Genomic DNA, 15,675 nt, shown 5'->3' on the forward strand with positions numbered 1-15,675 from the left:
AACCGCTGCGCACTTTTGGGCGACATGCTACCCGAGGAGCGTTCACACCATGCTTGACATCAAATGGATTCGCGACAACCCGAAGGCCCTTGTCGAGGCGCTCATCAGGCGCTCGTGGCCGTCGGCTGAGGCGCAGTCCACGGTGGATGATCTGATCACCCGGGATGAGGCGCGGCGCGAGCATGTCACCGAACTGCAGACCAAGCAGGAGCGCCGCAACGCCGCCTCGAAGGAGATCGGCAACGCCATGCGTTCGGGCGATGCCGCCCTTGCCGAAAAACTGAAAGCCGAAGTCGGTGAGATCAAGGCTTTCATCCAGAACGGCGAGGCGCGCGAGCGCGAGCTCGACAAGGCGCTGAACGACGCGCTGGCGGTGCTGCCCAATGTGCCGTTCGACGACGTGCCGGTCGGCAAGGACGAGCACGACAATGTCGTCAAGCGCACCGTTGGTGAAGTGCCGACGCGTCCGAACTGGGTGAAGGAGCATTTCGAGATCGGCGAAGCGCTCGGCATGATGGATTTCGAGCGCGCGGCAAAGCTGTCGGGCTCGCGCTTCACCGTGCTCAAGAGCGGCCTGGCGCGGATGGAACGCGCGATCGGCCAATTCATGCTCGACCTGCACACGACCGAGCACGGCTATGAGGAGATCATTCCGCCGCTGATGGTGAAGGACGACGTTCTGTTCGGCACCAACCAGTTGCCAAAATTCGAGGAGGATCTGTTCTTCACGCCACACGGGGAGGGCAGGCTTGGACTGATCCCAACCGCCGAAGTGCCACTCACCAATCTCGTGCGCGAGGAAATCACTTCGCATGAAAAGCTGCCGCTGCGCTACACCGCGCTTACGCCCTGCTTCCGTTCGGAGGCAGGCTCGGCCGGCCGCGACACGCGGGGAATGCTGCGTCAGCATCAGTTCTACAAGGTCGAACTCGTGTCGATCACCGACCAGGAGTCTTCGCTGGCCGAGCATGAGCGGATGACACAATGCGCCGAGGAAGTCTTGAAGCGGCTCGGCCTGCCGTTCCGCACCATGGTGCTGTGCACCGGCGACATGGGCTTTGGCGCCCGCAAGACTTATGACATCGAAGTCTGGCTGCCCGGCCAGAACGCCTATCGCGAAATCTCGTCCTGCTCGGTCTGCGGCGATTTCCAGGCGCGCCGCATGGACGCCCGCTACAAGGACAAGGACGGCAAGGGCAACCGCTTCGTCCATACGCTCAACGGTTCGGGCACCGCCGTCGGCCGCGCCCTTATTGCTGTCATCGAAAACTACCAGAATGAGGATGGCAGCGTAACCATTCCTGAAGTGCTGCGGCCTTACATGGGCGGCCTGGGAAAGATCGAATCGAAATAATGCGCATTCTTCTGACCAATGACGACGGCATTCATGCCGAGGGCCTGGCGTCGCTCGAGCGCGTCGCCCGCACACTGTCCGACGATGTTTGGGTGGTGGCGCCGGAGCAGGACCAGTCGGGTTATGCCCATTCGCTGTCGATCTCGGAGCCGCTGCGGTTGCGAAAAATCAGCGAGAAGCATTTTGCCGTGCGCGGCACGCCGACCGATTGCGTCATCATGGGCGTCAGGAAGATCCTGCCCGGCGCCCCCGACCTGATCCTGTCCGGCATCAATTCGGGTGCCAACATCGCCGATGACGTGACCTATTCGGGCACCGTCGCCGGCGCCATGGAAGGCGCGCTGCTCGGCATCAGGTCGATCGCTCTCAGCCAGGGCTACAGCTATGTCGGCGAGGACCGTGTCGTCCCTTACGAGACGACCGAAGCGTTGGCGCCGGCGCTGCTGAAGAAGCTCGTCGCGGCGCCGCTGCCCGACGGCGTCCTGCTCAACGTCAATTTCCCCAACTGCCTTCCCGAGGAGGTGGCCGGCACTGTTGTCACCACGCAGGGCAAGCTGGTCCACAGCCTGTGGGTCGACGAGCGCCGCGACGGCCGTGGCCTGCCTTATTACTGGCTGCGCTTCGGCCGCGAGCCGGTCGAAGGCAAGCAGGGAACCGATCTCTTTGCCCTGCGCAACCGGCTGGTGTCTGTGACGCCGTTGCAGCTTGACCTCACCGCGCACGAGATCCGTGACCAATTGAGCAAGGCGCTTGCATGAACCAAGGCTTTCCAATCGACGATCGCGAAGGATTTGCCGCTTTCCTGCTGCGCCTGCGCGGCAGGGGCACGGTGCCGAAGGCGCTGATCGCGGCTTTCGAGGCGACACCCCGGCGCGGCTTCCTGGCGGCGCAGTTCCACCTGATCGCCTGGTCGGATCGCATGCTGCCGATCGAATGCGGCGAGGCGATCGAAGGGGCTGACATGCAGGCGGCGGTGATCGCCGCACTCGCTATCGAAACGGGAAACCGCGTGCTCGAGATCGGCACCGGCTCTGGCTACACTTCGGCTGTCATGTCGCGGCTGGCGGCGCGCGTCGTGACCGTCGATCGCTACAAGACGCTGGTCGAGCAAGCCCGGCAGCGATTCGAGGCGCTCGGCATCGGCAATGCCATCGTGCGCCAGGCCGATGGTTCCAACGGATTGCCCAATGAGGGGCCGTTTGACCGCATCGTGGCCTGGGCGGCGTTCGACAGCCTGCCGCGCTTCCTGCTCGACCAGTTGTCGAGCGGCGGCATCGTGATCGCGCCGATCGGGCCGGAGGAGGGCGAGCAGGTGCTGGCCAAGCTCACCAAGGTCGGCAGCCGTTTCGAACGCGAGGATATCGGTATGGTGCGGCTGCAACCAATTCTGCGCAGCCTGGCAGCGGTTATCTAGTTTCAGGCCGGCTGCCAGATCTCTTTCGGGCCCGGCTATCGGCATCGCCGACCATCCTCAAATGTTTTAAGAAAATTTTCGTCAGATTCTAATGGGTTAACCGCCCAGTAACATTAACGCGCTTTAATCCTGTCCAGTTGGTGCAGAGTTTGTGCGGGTTAGTGCGATGCAACTCAATATTTTGACGGCAAATAGTCGCAATCTGGCGCGGGGCTGCGCTGTTCTCATGATTGCGGGCGCGGTGGCCGGGTGCAGTTCCCAGGCTTCGCGGTTCAACAGTGTCGATGACGTCTTCACCTCCTCGACAAACAATCAGCGCGCCATCATCAACAAGCAGGATGCGGTGCAGCCCTATCCGGGCGATGTGTCGGCCGCTCCGCTCGACGGCAGCCATACGCAGTCGGTCAGTCGCTCCAGTCTCGAACCGGTTTCCAGCCGGCCATTGCCGCCGCCGGCTTCCGCACAGGCGCAGCCGGCTCCAGCGCTGGCACCTGCCGCCAATCCGGTGCGTGTCGCATCGGCGCCGGCCCTGGTTCGGCCCGCTCCTCATGTCGACAGGACGACGACCGGTGCTGTCGCGCCGGCCGCCAAGCCTTTCAAGAATGCCCAGCCCGACGAACCGAAGATGGCCCAGGCAGGCACACCGCACGCGACAGAAATCGTCGTCAGGGACGGCGAGACCATTTCTGGCCTGGCGGCGCATTACAAGGTGCCGGCCGATGTCATCATGAAGGTGAACGGCCTGAGCCCGACCAAGGGGCTGAAGACCGGCCAGAAGATCGTCATCCCGGCCTATGGCTATTCAAGCAAGGGCGAGCCGAAGGTTGCCGACGCAAAGCCGGCGAAAGACGGCAAGCACGATCTGCCGGCCACCGCGCCGGACAAGGTCGCCGTGCTGCCGCAGCAGCCGAAGCTCAAGGAGGGTAAGTCCGCGGCTCAGGTCGACGCGTCGGCCGCCGCGAGCCAGCCCAAGGAGCCCAAGCCGGCGCAGCTGGCCAAGGCAACCGGCGCCGCGGGCACCTATACGGTCCAGTCGGGAGACACGATGTCCTCGATCGCCAGGAAGACCGGCGTCGGGGTCGTCGCGCTGAAGCAGGCCAATGGCATGAAGGATGGCTTGCTCAAGATCGGCCAGACCCTGAAGGTGCCGGCGGGCGGAACAGCGACAGTAGCCAGCGCCAAGCCGGCCAAGGTCGATCCGGTGACCACGGCAACCACGCAAGCTCCGGCAAAGACCACGCCGTCGGAAACGCTGGCATCCTACACGCCGCCGAAGAAGGACGCGAAGGTCATCCAGCAGGCCGAGGACGACGACGCGGTGGCGCCGGGTGCCACTGGGATCGGCAAGATGCGCTGGCCGGTTCGCGGCCGGGTGATTTCTGGTTTCGGATCCGGCAAGGACGGCGTCGACATCGCCGTGCCAGCAGGAACGCCGGTCAAGGCGGCCGAGAACGGCGTCGTCATCTATGCCGGCGACGGGCTGAAGGAATTCGGCAACACCGTGCTGGTGCGTCACGAGAATGGTCTGGTCACCGTCTATGGCCATGCCAGCTCGATCGAGGTGCAGCGCGGCCAGAAGGTCAAGCGCGGCCAGGAAATCGCACTCTCGGGCATGAGCGGCACGACGGACTCGCCGAAGCTGCACTTCGAAGTGCGCAAGAACTCGGCTCCGGTCGATCCGTCAGGCTATCTCGAATAGAATAAAAAAAGCGATTTGCGGGCCGTCTGACCTCCAGTCCGGCCCGCCGGCTCAGGCCCGCCCCGAAAGGAGCGGGCTTTTTCAGTTTTGTCGGATGCCTGCTTCTCAAGGCTCAAAGATGATCGCGTAGCGTGTCGGCTATCATGACCTCAAGGCTGCTGGCCTTGATACCGAGAAGCATCTCGGCGTCGGAAGAATCGACCAGCAAGGGGTTCTCGAAAAGATAGCTCATCTCGATGAGTTCATGCATGCCCAATGCCTCCATCTCGGCAGTGGAATAGGATCGGATTTCTGAAACCTCTCGTCGAAGCATCGCGGCGGTTTTCTGGATGAGCTCCCTGGGTGAGGCGTATTGCGAGGGGACGTGAAACGCGCGCCCCCATTCGCCCGCATAACGGGAGGCCGCGACAAGCGTCCTGGCGACGTCCTTGGTGAAGGTCCACGCATGCGTCGCATCGAGGTCTCCAATGAAAGCGGTGGGCTTTCCCTCGATGATGGAGGGCAGAGCGACCAGCGAGAAGTAGCTGATGGCGCCATGCCCGAGATAGTCGCTCGACCGCACTTCGATCGCCGGTACGTCGGCACGGACCGCCCGCTGCCACATGATCGTCCTGGCGGTTCCTTTCTTCGAAGTCGGGTCCAGGGGCAGGTCGGAGCGAAGCGGGCTGTCGGCATTTTCCCCATAGCCATACAGGTTTCCCAGCACGATGAGCTTCGCGCCGACCGCTTCCGCCGCGCGCACGGTGCCGTCGATGATGGGGAAGAAGTCGGTCGGCCACCTGTGATAGATGGCCATGGCACACATGAAGATGGCATCGGCGCCTCGGCAGAGACGCGCGAGTTCCGACGCATCGGTGGCGTCGGCTTGTACGACCCGCACATTCCGCAATGCGTTCGAACCGGCGCTCCGGCTGGTGAGGACGACATCATGTCCTTCCTCGCCAAGAAGACGAGCGGTTTCGCGACCGACCGGGCCGGCTCCGACAACAACATAGAAACTCATGGCATAGCCTCTCTTCCAAGTTTGATGGAGAGGCGTGAGTACAGGTCCAAGGCATTGAAAATCGCGCGGGAATTGCCAAATCTTGAACAGGTTTTGCCATGAATCGAGAGAGCATGCGTTCGCAATACGCTCCGGTCCAAGTCGCGTCCGACGTAACAATAGCCTCCCGGCATATCGAAGCCGGCGTCCACCGCCTGCCTCGGGCGCCACACCATCGCATCATGATGCATGCCAGCGCGGCGACGCGCTCCTACTGCAATCAGGTCGGACGATATTTCGTCAGGCGCGCCGGCGATATCGACCTGGTGCCGGCCGGTCAGGAGGGCGGCTTCGAGGCCGAAACCTCGTTCAACACGATCGAGATCGCGTTGCAGCCAGCCTTGATGGAAAGGGTGGCGGCGGAGCTTGGCGGTAAGGCGCATGCATTGCGGCTCGACACGCGTCACCTGCTTCGTGACCAGCGCATCGAACATCTCGCTCGAGCGCTCGAGAGCGAACTGAACGCAAACTCGCCGAGCGATCCTTTGTTTGCCGAAAGCATTGGCGCCGCACTGGCGGTGAGGCTGCTTGGCCTCGGTGAACCTGATATCGATCGAACGAACCGCTTGTCGAGTGCCCAGCTCCAGCGCGTGCTGGAACACATCGAGGCGGCTCTCCACGAGCCGCTTTCGATCGATCAACTAAGCCGTGTTGCCGGCGCGAGCAGTTCGCATTTGCGGATATGGTTCAAGGTGGCGACGGGCGTCACCCTGCACCGCTATGTGTTGCGACGTCGCGTCGAACGCGCACGTGTTCTGCTGCAGCGAGGCGATCTCAGCACAAGCGAAGTGGCTGAAATGACGGGCTTCGCGCACCAGTCACATCTGGCGCACTGGATGCGCCGCGAGATCGGCCAAACGCCGCGCGACCTGCGACGGGCGCAGCCGCCCAAATGACATTGGCGTTGATCGCGTTGGCGACGCTATCAAACGCCTCAATCCTTTAATGGCCTTCCGAGACGGCCGGCAAGATCCTGCGTGAACTGCCAGGCGACTCGGCCCGAGCGGCTGCCGCGCGTCGTCGCCCATTCCAGCGCCTCTGCCCGTAGCTGCTCGGGATCGACGTCGAGGCCATGATGGCTGGCATAGCCGTTGATCATATCGAGATATTCGTCTTGCGAACATTTGTGGAAGCCGAGCCACAGGCCGAAACGATCGGACAGCGAGACCTTTTCCTCGACCGCTTCGGACGGGTTGATGGCGGTCGAGCGCTCATTGTCGATCATGTCGCGCGGCAACAGGTGGCGGCGGTTCGAGGTGGCGTAGAAGATGACGTTGGCCGGGCGGCCCTCGACGCCGCCTTCGAGCGCTGCCTTCAGCGACTTGTAGGACGTGTCGTCATGATCGAAGGAGAGGTCGTCGCAAAACAGGATGACACGGAAGGGAGCCGTCTTCAGCAGGCTCATCAGCTTGGGCAGCGTATCGATGTCCTCGCGGTGGATTTCGATCAGCTTCAGCGGCAGGCCGGAGTGGGTCTTGGCATTGATTTGCGCATGCACGGCCTTGACCAGCGACGATTTGCCCATGCCGCGCGCGCCCCACAACAGGACGTTGTTGGCAGCGAAGCCTGCAGCGAAGCGCTCGGTATTGTCGACGAGGATGTCGCGGACCCGGTCGACGCCGCGGATCAGACCAATGTCGACGCGGTTTACCTTGCCCACGGGCTCCAGATAACCGGGATCGGCCTGCCAGACGAAGCAGTCGGCTACGTTGAGGTCGGTTTCAGGCACCGGCGGCGGAGCGAGGCGGCTGACGGCCTCGATCAGGCGGTCCAGTTTCTGGTTCAGGGCGTCGATGCTGGTCTCGGTCATATCAGGTCTTTTGCTTTGGTTCTTGCGATGGCAGGCGGACCCGGTTCGATTCCGGCGGTTTCGAAACCGGTTGCAACCATTTGTTCGAACGTGATCTTTTCCGAAAACCGGGTCTCGGTTTTCGTGATCCTGCTCTAACACGGCTAAACAGGCCGGAAAAGCAGCGGATTTGCCCGGCCGCGCAGTTGCATTGGCAACTTTACCGACTATATTCCGGCCAAATTTCGCGGGGCCGCCAATCTCGCTTAACGGTTTGGCGGCTGCTTTTCAAAATTCAGGAGTACCTCGATGTTCGTGACACCGGCATACGCCCAAGGCATCGGCGGCGCCTCTCCCGATATGTTCATCAGCATTTTGCCGTTTGTCCTGATTTTCGTGATCATGTATTTTCTGATCATCCGCCCGCAGCGCACGCAGCTGAAGAAGCGCGGCGAGATGCTGGCGGCGGTTCGTCGCGGCGACACCGTCGTCACCGGCGGCGGTTTCGTCGGCAAGGTAACGAAGGTGATCGACGACAACGAGCTCGAGATCGATCTTGGCGGCGGCACCAAGGTGACGGCGCTGCGCTCGACGATCGCCGACGTGCGCGTCAAGGGCGAACCGGTCGCTAACCAGAACGCCAAGAAATAACCAAATTCCAGGCGGAGCGATCCGCGGACACGCTCTGACGGACGACGCCATATGCTTTATTTTTCGCGCTTCAAGATGATCCTGATCTGGCTGGCCGTGGCCGCCACAGTGATCCTCGCCGCGCCCAATCTGTTCCCCGCCAGCACGCTGACCCAGCTCCCCAGTTGGGTGCCGAAGCGGCAGATGACGCTCGGCCTCGATCTGCAGGGCGGTTCGCACATCCTGCTGGAGATGAATCAGAACGATCTGATCAAGGATCGGCTCGAGACGACGCGCGATGAAATCCGTACACGGCTGCGCGATGCCAAGATCGGCTATACCGGCTTGGGTGGCACGGGACGCACCTTGCAGGTCCGCATTACCGATCCCGCCCAACTCGATGCCGCCAAGAAGGCGTTGAAGACCCTGACCGATCCTGTGGCTGCCGGCCTCTTCACCGGCGGTTCCATCCAGGAAATGTCGCTCGACGATTCCGAGCCGGGCCTGCTCAAGTTCACCGTCACCGATGCCGGCATCAAATACCGCACTTCGACCGCATTGGCGCAGTCGATCGAAGTGGTCGAGCGCCGCGTCAACGAACTCGGCACGACCGAGCCTATCGTGCAGCGGCAAGGCGACGACCGCATCCTCGTCCAGGTGCCTGGCTTGCAGGATCCGCAGCGGCTGAAGGAAATCCTCGGCCAGACCGCGAAGCTGACCTTCCAGATGGTCGACCAGTCGATGCCGGTGCAGGACGCGCTCAAGGGGCGCCCGCCGGCCGGTTCTTCTGTGCTCTACTCGCAGGACGATCCGCCGGTTCCGTACCTGATCGAGAACCGCGTCATCGTATCGGGTGAAAACCTGGTCGACGCACAGGCGACATACAATTCGCAGAACAACGAGCCGGTGGTTTCGTTCCGCTTCGATTCGAAGGGCGCCGCACGCTTCGGCCAAGCCACCGCGCAGAACGTCGGCAAGCTGTTTGCCATCATCCTCGACAACCAGGTGATCTCGGCGCCGCAGATCCGCGAGCCGATCCTCGGCGGCACGGGTCAGATCTCCGGCAATTTCACCGCCCAGAGCGCCAATGATCTGGCCGTGCTTTTGCGCGCCGGTGCGTTGCCGGCGACGCTGACAGTCATCGAGGAACGCACCGTGGGTCCGGGCCTGGGCCAGGATTCGATCCATGCGGGCAAGGTCGCCGGCATCATCGGTTCGATCCTCGTCGTCGCCTTCATGTTCGTCGCCTACGGTTTCCTCGGCTTCCTCGCCAACATCGCGCTGGCGGTGCACGTGGCGATGATCGTCGGGCTGCTGTCGCTGCTCGGCGCGACACTGACCCTGCCAGGTATTGCCGGTATCGTGCTGACCATCGGCATGGCGGTCGATTCCAACGTGCTGATCTACGAGCGTATCCGCGAGGAGCGACGCGCCGGTCGCTCGGTGATCCAGGCGATCGACACCGGCTTCTCGAAGGCGCTGGCGACCATCGTCGATTCCAACGTCACGTCGCTGATCGCCACCGTGGTGCTGTTCTATCTCGGTACCGGGCCGGTGAAGGGGTTTGCCATCACCTATGCCATCGGCATCCTGACCACGGTCTTCACCGCCTTCACCTTCACCCGCCTGCTGGTCTCGATCTGGCTGCGGCGTGCCCGTCCGAAGGAATTGCCGAAAGCACCGGTGACCTTCGTTCCACCGGGCACGAAAATTCCGTTCATGGGTATCCGCCGGTGGACGTTCGCGCTGTCGAGCACATTGTCGATACTGTCCGTGGTGCTGTTCATGAGTGTCGGCATCAATTACGGCATCGATTTCAAAGGTGGCTCGCTGATCGAGGTACAATCCAAGTCGGGCACTGCCGATCTCGCCGACATCCGCGGCAGATTGACGGAGCTGAACATCGGCGAAGTGCAGGTGCAGCAGTTCGGTGCACCCAACGACGTGTTGATCCGCGTCGGCACGCAAGACGCGGGTGAAAATGCCGAGCAGACCGTGATCGACAAGGTGCGCGGCGAGCTGCAGGACCAGTATAATTTCCGCCGCGTCGAAGTGGTTGGCCCGACGGTTTCGGGCGAACTGGCCAAGCAAGGAACGATAGCCATGATCGTCGCGCTGGTCGGCATCTTGGTCTATGTCTGGTTCCGTTTCGAATGGCAGTTCGCGGTCGGCGCCATTGTCGCGACGGTGCACGATGTGGTCATGACGCTCGGTTTCTTCGTCATCAGCGGGCTCGAATTCAACCAGTCTTCACTGGCGGCGATCCTGACCATCATCGGGTATTCGCTGAACGATACGATCGTCGTCTATGACCGCGTCCGCGAGGATCTGCGAAAATATAAGCGAATGCCGTTGCCGCAACTGTTGAACAACGCCATCAACGAGACGTTGTCGAGAACGACGCTGACGTCCGTGACGACCAGCTTGGCGCTGCTGGCGCTGGTGCTGTTCGGCGGTGAAGTGATCCGCTCCTTCACGCTGGCGATGCTGTTCGGCGTCGTGTTCGGCACGTATTCGTCGATCTTCATCGCGGCGCCGCTGCTGATCCTGTTCAAGCTGCGGCCGCAGGCTTCAGCCGATGAGGAAAAGCCGGTCAACGGTGGCAAGGCGGTCGCGACCTGACGCGGACCCGACGGGGGTGACAGAGTGGTGACCGGCAAAGGCATCGTCATCCGCGAGGCGCATTTCCCCGGCCGCGCGCCGATCGAGGCTTATGGCAATGGCGGCTTCCGCTTTGCCGACATGTCGCATCGCGGCTCGCTCATGTGCCTGCCGTCCGGCATCCACGGCTGGGAGCCGGCAAATCCCCTGGCGCTGACGGCCGCGGATTTCGACCGGCTTCTCGCCGAGGCCGACAAGGTCGAGATCCTGCTGGTGGGCATGGGCAGGGATCTGCGGCCGTTGCCGGCGGCACTGCGAGGGGCATTGAAGGATGCAGGCATAGCCTTCGACCCGATGTCGACCGGGGCAGCAGTGCGGACCTACAACGTCCTTCTGGCGGAAAACCGCGCCGTGGCTGCCGCGCTCATCGCCGTCGACTGATATGTCGCAGAATGCCAAAATCGTCATGGAGGCGGTGCGCGCCGCCGACCATGACCGGTATCTCACCGCCCTCTACGCGCCTGCCGACAAGCGCGACGCGCTGTTTTCGCTTTACGCTTTCAATGCCGAGATCGCCGGCATCCGTGACCGCATCCATGAGGCGTTGCCCGGCGAGGTGCGGCTGCAGTGGTGGCGCGATGTCATTGACGCCGGCGGCAAAGCGGGTGCTGGCCATCCCGTTGCCGAAGCCTTGAACGCCATCATTGCGGCATTCAAGCTGCCGAAACTGGCCTTCGAGAACATGCTCGAGGCACGTATCTTCGATCTCTACGATGACCCGATGCCATCGCGCACCGATCTGGAGGGCTATTGCGGCGAGACGGCGGCCGCGCTCATTCAACTCGCGGCGATGGTACTCGATTCCGCCGAGGCGCCAGGATTTGCCGAACTGGCGGGCAGGGCGGGCTGCGCCCAGGCAATAACGGGGCTTTTGCTTCTCCTGCCGCTGCACCGCAGGCGCGGGCAGTGTTTTATCCCGGCTGACATCCTGGCGGCGGCGGGCTCGTCGCCGGAAGAATTTGTTGCCGGTGACGGCGGGTCTGGCGCCCAGCGCGCCGTGGCCGCGATGATCGCGCTGGCGCGCGAACATCTTTCGGCCTTCGAGCGGGGTGCCGCCGCGCTGCCGGGGTCATTGCGTCCGGCATTCCTGCCGCTGGCGCTGTCACGGGCTTATCTCGACAAGATGGAAGGCCCGCGCCACGCACCGCTCGGCGGCGGGGCACAGCTGTCGGCATTGCGCCGGCATTGGTTGCTGCTGCGTCGTGCAGGCAAGGGCTGGCCGACACTTTGACGTAAACGTCAATCGTGTTAAGGAGTCCGCCTGCCGAGAACTGTCGCCGAAGACGACAGGCTGGCCAGGAGGAAACCCATGAGCTTGCCCGTGCTGGTCGCGATCGTCGTGCTAGGCATTGCGCTGTCGGTTGCCGCCGTGCATTTCACCGGCGGCAGCAAGGAAGCAACGCTGGCTGGCGCGGACCAGGTGTTGAGCCGTTTCGCGGAAGATTTTCCGGACGAGATGGCCGTCACAGTCTGCCTAACAACAGATGCCAAGACGGCGTTTCTGGATATCGGGCGAGGGCGCATCGGCATCGTTCATGGCATCGGCGACTGTTTCTTGACGCGTATCGTCACCGCTGCGGACGTCGCGGTGTCCGAACCTGACGAGACAAACACAATTCTGATGCGGCTGACGGACTTCACCTGGAAGGGCGGCCGCTTCCGCTTCGCCAATACCGCCGACGCGCGGGCCTTGCTGAACGCCCTCGAGCCGCGAGACACGAGTTCCGCCAGGGCGGCCGCGTGATGGACAGCTACGATTTTCCGCAGGTCACCCAACTGGCCATTCCGTTTTTCGTCGCCGCGATCCTGATCGAGCTATGGATGGTGCGCACAGGTCGCGCGAAGGGCTCGTTCGAGACGCGCGACACGTTGACCAGCCTGATGATGGGCACCGGCAATGTCGTTGCCGGGCTGCTGCTTGGCGTCGTCTCCTACTGGGCGCTGCTCTGGTTCTGGCAGTTCCGTATCTTCAATCTCGGCCTGTCGGGCTGGGTGTTCCTGGCCGTCTTCCTGCTCGATGACCTGCGCTACTACGTCTATCACCGTATTGCGCACCGGGTGCGCTGGGTGTGGGCGGAGCACGTCAATCACCATTCCAGCCAGCACTACAATTTGTCGACGGCGCTCAGGCAGAGCTGGACCGGGCTGTTCACCTTCATGTTCGTGCTGCAGGCGCCGCTGGTGCTGCTCGGCTTTCACCCGGCGGTGATTGCCTTCACCTTCGGCTTCAACCTGGTCTGGCAGTTCTGGATCCACACCGAGACGATCGGCAAGATGTGGGGCTGGTTTGAATTCGTCTTCAACACGCCCTCGCACCACCGCGTCCATCACGCCACCAATCCGCGCTATCTCGACGCCAACTATGCCGGCACGCTGATCATCTGGGACCGCATGTTCGGCACCTTCGTCGAGGAATTGGAGAAAGACCGGCCGCGCTACGGGATCGTCAAGAACCTGGGCACTTTCAATCCGCTGAAAGTGGCGTTCCACGAATGGATCGGCATGTTCAGGGATGCCTTCGCACCAGATTTGACGCCGCGCGAGCGCCTGAACTACCTTATCAAGCCGCCAGGCTGGAGCCATGACGGCTCGCGCGATACGTCGGAGAGCTTGAAAGCGGCGTATATCAGGAGAAATCCGGGCGAGGCGGGGGCAAGCCGGGACTGCCGCCGGCGAGCGTCGAGCCGGCGGAATAGTCTTGCTACGATGGCTCACTCGACCCGCCATCACGCATCAGCGCTTCATAGTCGCGACCGCCATAGAAGATTTTGACGATACGCACGAGGTCGTTGTCGATTGCGTAGGCGATGACGGCCGAGTGTTCGAACGGCACGGTTCGCAGCCCCGGCGCTATCCCGTCGCGGGACCGCCCGCCGCGAGGCGCATTGCCGATGCTCTGGCAGCGAAGCTTGATCCGGTCGACGAATTGAACGGCTACGCGCTCGCTTCCGCTCTGGTCGAGAATATAGCTCGCAATCGAATCCAGATCGGCGAGCGCCTCTGGCTAAGAATGACGGCGAGACGCTGGATCATCGCTCTCTCTCGCCAGCTCCGAGATTCGCTTCTTTACTCTCTCGATCGCTTCGTCCAGCGGGACGCCTGGCCTCGTGTCTTCGATCGAAGCTTTTACGCGCGCCCGGATCGAAGCCATACGTTCGGCATGTTCTTCTTCTTCGCGCTGAAAGGCGCGAAGAGCGGCACGGATGACCTCGCTCGCTGAGCCGAAAGAGCCATCCTCGACTTTTTCTCGGATCATACGTGCCATGGCGGGCGTGACGGTGACGGATAGTTTCTCGGCGGATTCCATGGAGCGGCTCCTGAGGCGCAAAGTAGGATACTATACCACTTTGCACTCTGACCCAAACAGATGCCGCAATCCGCTATTCCGCAGCCTCAGCCGTTAGTGCCGGCAAACCCAGCCATTGCCGGCAATCGGCCCGCGCACGCGACGTGATGGCATGCCTCTTGGCTACGGTCTTGTCCTTGCCGCGCAGGCGCTTGCCTTCGACTTTCTGTGCTTCAACCGGCGGGAACAGGCCGAAATTGACGTTCATCGGCTGGAACGATCGCTTGCCCGGCTCATCGTCGGAGACGATATGGCCGCCGGTGATGTGGTTGAGCAGCGCGCCGAAGGCGCTGGTGAGCGGCGGCAGCGATGGTGCATGGCCAAGCCGCTCGGCGGCGGCGAACCGGCCGGCGAGCAGGCCGATCGCGGCGCTCTCGACATAGCCTTCGCAACCGGTGATCTGGCCGGCGAAGCGCAGGCCGGGACGCAACTTCAGCTGCAGCGAGCCGTCGAGCAAGGTCGGAGAATTGATGTAGGTGTTGCGGTGCAGGCCGCCCAGGCGGGCGAAGTCGGCGTTTTCCAGGCCCGGAATGGTGCGGAAGATGCGCACCTGCTCGGCGTGCTTCAATTTGGTCTGGAAGCCGACCATGTTGTAGAGCGTGCCCAGCGCATTGTCCTGGCGCAGCTGGACGACCGCATAGGCCTTCACCGTCGGGTTGTGCGCATTGGTCAGGCCCATCGGCTTCATCGGTCCGTAGCGCAGCGTCTCGACGCCGCGTTCGGCCATGATCTCGATCGGCAGGCAACCGTCGAAATAAGGCGTGCCTTCCCACTGCTTGAATTCGGTCTTCTGGCCGTCGACCAGCGCCTGCACGAAGGCGAGGTATTGATCCTTGTCCATCGGACAATTGATATAGTCCTTGCCGGTGCCGCCCGGTCCGACCTTGTCGTAGCGCGACTGGAACCAGCAAGTGTCCATGTCGATCGTGTCGAAATGGACGATCGGCGCGATGGCGTCGAAGAACGCCAGCGCGTCGGCGCCGGTCGCCTCGGCGATCGATTGGGCAAGCGATGGTGCGGTCAGCGGCCCGGTGGCGATGATCGCCTGGTCCCACTCCGCCGGCGGCAGGCCGGGAACTTCCTCGCGCTCGATGGCGATCAGCGGGTGTGCTTCGAGTTTTTTCGTCACCGCGTCGGAAAAACCGTCGCGGTCGACCGCCAGGGCGCCGCCGGCCGGCACCTGGTTGGCGTCGCCGGCGCTCATGATCAGTGAGCCCGCGAGCCGCATTTCGGCATGCAAAAGGCCAACGGCGTTGTTTTCGGCGTCGTCGGAGCGGAAGGAGTTCGAACAGACGAGTTCGGCCAGGCCATCGGTCTTGTGGGCGTCGGTGCCGCGAACTGGGCGCATTTCATGTAAGATGACGGGAACGCCGGCCTCAGCCGCTTGCCATGCCGCTTCTGAACCGGCGAGCCCGCCGCCGATGATATGGATTGGATTTTTGCTCATGGCGCCGGAATAATCGCTTGCCGCGGCGATTGCAATTGTCGCGCGCGCGAAACGCCTGGTCGGGAAAGCCTGCCCCTGAAAACAACAACACCCGCCGGGGGAGGAGGTCCGGCGGGTGTCGTTTTGGGGTTCGACCCTCGGGAGGAGGTGAAGGCCGACCGTATTCGTCGTCGCCGGGGAGGAGGTCGGCTCAGACGAAATTCTTTTCGCATTTTTAGCGAGGGCGAAGCCTCTGGGGCAAAATTCGTTTCGCCCCGGGAAACAACGCCCGCCGCGGGAGGAGGTGCGGCGGG

The 15,675-nt window shown here is 62.7% G+C and carries 15 protein-coding genes and 1 pseudogene; 11 read left to right on the top strand and 5 right to left on the bottom strand.

Annotated features, from left to right (window positions below; translation table 11 throughout):
* Window positions 1-49: 49 nt before the first annotated feature.
* The 4 genes from serS (at window position 50) to M653_RS0131275 (ending at window position 4,467) form a co-directional block, all read left to right on the top strand.
* Entirely contained in the window at window positions 50-1,354 is a 1,305-nt protein-coding gene (gene serS, locus M653_RS0131260; protein WP_027146801.1) for a serine--tRNA ligase, read from the top strand.
* The gene (gene surE / locus M653_RS0131265) at window positions 1,354-2,112 is read left to right on the top strand and encodes a 5'/3'-nucleotidase SurE (RefSeq protein ID WP_027146802.1); all 759 of its coding nucleotides are present in this window, start codon (window positions 1,354-1,356) and stop codon (window positions 2,110-2,112) included. The genes serS and surE overlap by 1 nt, the downstream gene beginning before the upstream one ends.
* Complete coding sequence (locus M653_RS0131270) at window positions 2,109-2,768, top strand: protein-L-isoaspartate(D-aspartate) O-methyltransferase (protein WP_027146803.1); 660 nt, start codon at window positions 2,109-2,111, stop codon at window positions 2,766-2,768. Before surE ends, M653_RS0131270 begins: the two co-directional genes overlap by 4 nt.
* Window positions 2,769-2,934: 166 nt before the next feature.
* Complete coding sequence (locus M653_RS0131275; protein ID WP_027146804.1) at window positions 2,935-4,467, top strand: peptidoglycan DD-metalloendopeptidase family protein; 1,533 nt, start codon at window positions 2,935-2,937, stop codon at window positions 4,465-4,467.
* A 112-nt stretch (window positions 4,468-4,579) separates the two neighbouring features.
* Here the strand turns inward: M653_RS0131275 and M653_RS0131280 are convergent, their stop codons facing one another.
* Window positions 4,580-5,470 carry an NAD-dependent epimerase/dehydratase family protein gene (locus M653_RS0131280; RefSeq protein ID WP_027146805.1) on the bottom strand — a complete coding sequence of 297 codons (891 nt, stop codon included), beginning with the start codon at window positions 5,468-5,470 and terminating at the stop codon, window positions 4,580-4,582.
* A gap of 113 nt (window positions 5,471-5,583) precedes the next feature.
* Between M653_RS0131280 and M653_RS0131285 the strand changes: the two genes are divergently transcribed.
* Window positions 5,584-6,405, top strand: coding sequence for an AraC family transcriptional regulator (locus M653_RS0131285; protein WP_032936617.1), 822 nt, complete (start codon window positions 5,584-5,586; stop codon window positions 6,403-6,405).
* A 38-nt stretch (window positions 6,406-6,443) separates the two neighbouring features.
* Here M653_RS0131285 and M653_RS0131290 read toward each other — a convergent pair whose 3' ends face one another.
* Window positions 6,444-7,319: an ATP-binding protein gene (locus M653_RS0131290; protein WP_027146807.1), complete on the bottom strand. Its 876-nt coding sequence runs from the start codon at window positions 7,317-7,319 to the stop codon at window positions 6,444-6,446.
* A 288-nt stretch (window positions 7,320-7,607) separates the two neighbouring features.
* Between M653_RS0131290 and yajC the strand changes: the two genes are divergently transcribed.
* The 6 genes and pseudogenes from yajC to M653_RS1000000134870 all read left to right on the top strand — a co-directional run bounded on the left by yajC (window position 7,608) and on the right by M653_RS1000000134870 (window position 13,285).
* Complete coding sequence (gene yajC, locus M653_RS0131300) at window positions 7,608-7,949, top strand: preprotein translocase subunit YajC (protein WP_010909882.1); 342 nt, start codon at window positions 7,608-7,610, stop codon at window positions 7,947-7,949.
* 51 nt (window positions 7,950-8,000) lie between these two features.
* Window positions 8,001-10,550 (top strand): protein translocase subunit SecDF, encoded by a 2,550-nt coding sequence (gene secDF, locus M653_RS0131305; protein WP_027146808.1) that lies wholly within the window; start codon window positions 8,001-8,003, stop codon window positions 10,548-10,550.
* 27 nt (window positions 10,551-10,577) lie between these two features.
* Window positions 10,578-10,970 (top strand): Mth938-like domain-containing protein, encoded by a 393-nt coding sequence (locus M653_RS0131310; protein ID WP_027146809.1) that lies wholly within the window; start codon window positions 10,578-10,580, stop codon window positions 10,968-10,970.
* A gap of 1 nt (window position 10,971) precedes the next feature.
* Window positions 10,972-11,820, top strand: a complete 849-nt coding sequence (locus tag M653_RS0131315; RefSeq protein ID WP_027146810.1) for a phytoene/squalene synthase family protein — start codon at window positions 10,972-10,974, stop codon at window positions 11,818-11,820.
* 78 nt (window positions 11,821-11,898) lie between these two features.
* Window positions 11,899-12,333, top strand: a complete 435-nt coding sequence (locus M653_RS0131320; RefSeq protein WP_032936621.1) for a hypothetical protein — start codon at window positions 11,899-11,901, stop codon at window positions 12,331-12,333.
* Window positions 12,333-13,285: pseudogene (locus M653_RS1000000134870) on the top strand (sterol desaturase family protein). Before M653_RS0131320 ends, M653_RS1000000134870 begins: the two are co-directional and overlap by 1 nt.
* Before the next feature lie 5 nt (window positions 13,286-13,290).
* Here M653_RS1000000134870 and M653_RS1000000136475 read toward each other — a convergent pair.
* From M653_RS1000000136475 to trmFO, 3 genes are all read right to left on the bottom strand, one after another.
* The gene (locus M653_RS1000000136475; protein ID WP_084637099.1) at window positions 13,291-13,575 is read right to left on the bottom strand and encodes a type II toxin-antitoxin system RelE/ParE family toxin; all 285 of its coding nucleotides are present in this window, start codon (window positions 13,573-13,575) and stop codon (window positions 13,291-13,293) included.
* Between the two features lie 18 nt (window positions 13,576-13,593).
* Window positions 13,594-13,896, bottom strand: coding sequence for a type II toxin-antitoxin system ParD family antitoxin (locus M653_RS1000000136480; RefSeq protein WP_084637101.1), 303 nt, complete (start codon window positions 13,894-13,896; stop codon window positions 13,594-13,596).
* 73 nt (window positions 13,897-13,969) lie between these two features.
* Window positions 13,970-15,382: a methylenetetrahydrofolate--tRNA-(uracil(54)-C(5))-methyltransferase (FADH(2)-oxidizing) TrmFO gene (gene trmFO, locus M653_RS0131335; RefSeq protein WP_027146813.1), complete on the bottom strand. Its 1,413-nt coding sequence runs from the start codon at window positions 15,380-15,382 to the stop codon at window positions 13,970-13,972.
* Window positions 15,383-15,675 lie beyond the last annotated feature (293 nt).

Origin of the sequence: Mesorhizobium sp. WSM3626, from assembly GCF_000513935.1 — a bacterium.
In the GTDB taxonomy this organism is placed as follows: Bacteria; Pseudomonadota; Alphaproteobacteria; order Rhizobiales; family Rhizobiaceae; genus Mesorhizobium; species Mesorhizobium salmacidum.

Bases quoted from the DNA above. Each gene is read 5' to 3' on its own strand.
- serS (WP_027146801.1), top strand. From the start codon at position 50: ATGCTTGACATCAAATGGATTCGCGACAACCCGAAGGCCCTTGTCGAG.
- surE (WP_027146802.1), top strand. From the start codon at position 1,354: ATGCGCATTCTTCTGACCAATGACGACGGCATTCATGCCGAGGGCCTG.
- M653_RS0131270 (WP_027146803.1), top strand. From the start codon at position 2,109: ATGAACCAAGGCTTTCCAATCGACGATCGCGAAGGATTTGCCGCTTTC.
- M653_RS0131275 (WP_027146804.1), top strand. From the start codon at position 2,935: ATGCAACTCAATATTTTGACGGCAAATAGTCGCAATCTGGCGCGGGGC.
- M653_RS0131280 (WP_027146805.1), bottom strand. From the start codon at position 5,470: ATGAGTTTCTATGTTGTTGTCGGAGCCGGCCCGGTCGGTCGCGAAACC.
- M653_RS0131285 (WP_032936617.1), top strand. From the start codon at position 5,584: ATGCGTTCGCAATACGCTCCGGTCCAAGTCGCGTCCGACGTAACAATA.
- M653_RS0131290 (WP_027146807.1), bottom strand. From the start codon at position 7,319: ATGACCGAGACCAGCATCGACGCCCTGAACCAGAAACTGGACCGCCTG.
- yajC (WP_010909882.1), top strand. From the start codon at position 7,608: ATGTTCGTGACACCGGCATACGCCCAAGGCATCGGCGGCGCCTCTCCC.
- secDF (WP_027146808.1), top strand. From the start codon at position 8,001: ATGCTTTATTTTTCGCGCTTCAAGATGATCCTGATCTGGCTGGCCGTG.
- M653_RS0131315 (WP_027146810.1), top strand. From the start codon at position 10,972: ATGTCGCAGAATGCCAAAATCGTCATGGAGGCGGTGCGCGCCGCCGAC.
- M653_RS0131320 (WP_032936621.1), top strand. From the start codon at position 11,899: ATGAGCTTGCCCGTGCTGGTCGCGATCGTCGTGCTAGGCATTGCGCTG.
- M653_RS1000000136480 (WP_084637101.1), bottom strand. From the start codon at position 13,896: ATGGAATCCGCCGAGAAACTATCCGTCACCGTCACGCCCGCCATGGCA.
- trmFO (WP_027146813.1), bottom strand. From the start codon at position 15,382: ATGAGCAAAAATCCAATCCATATCATCGGCGGCGGGCTCGCCGGTTCA.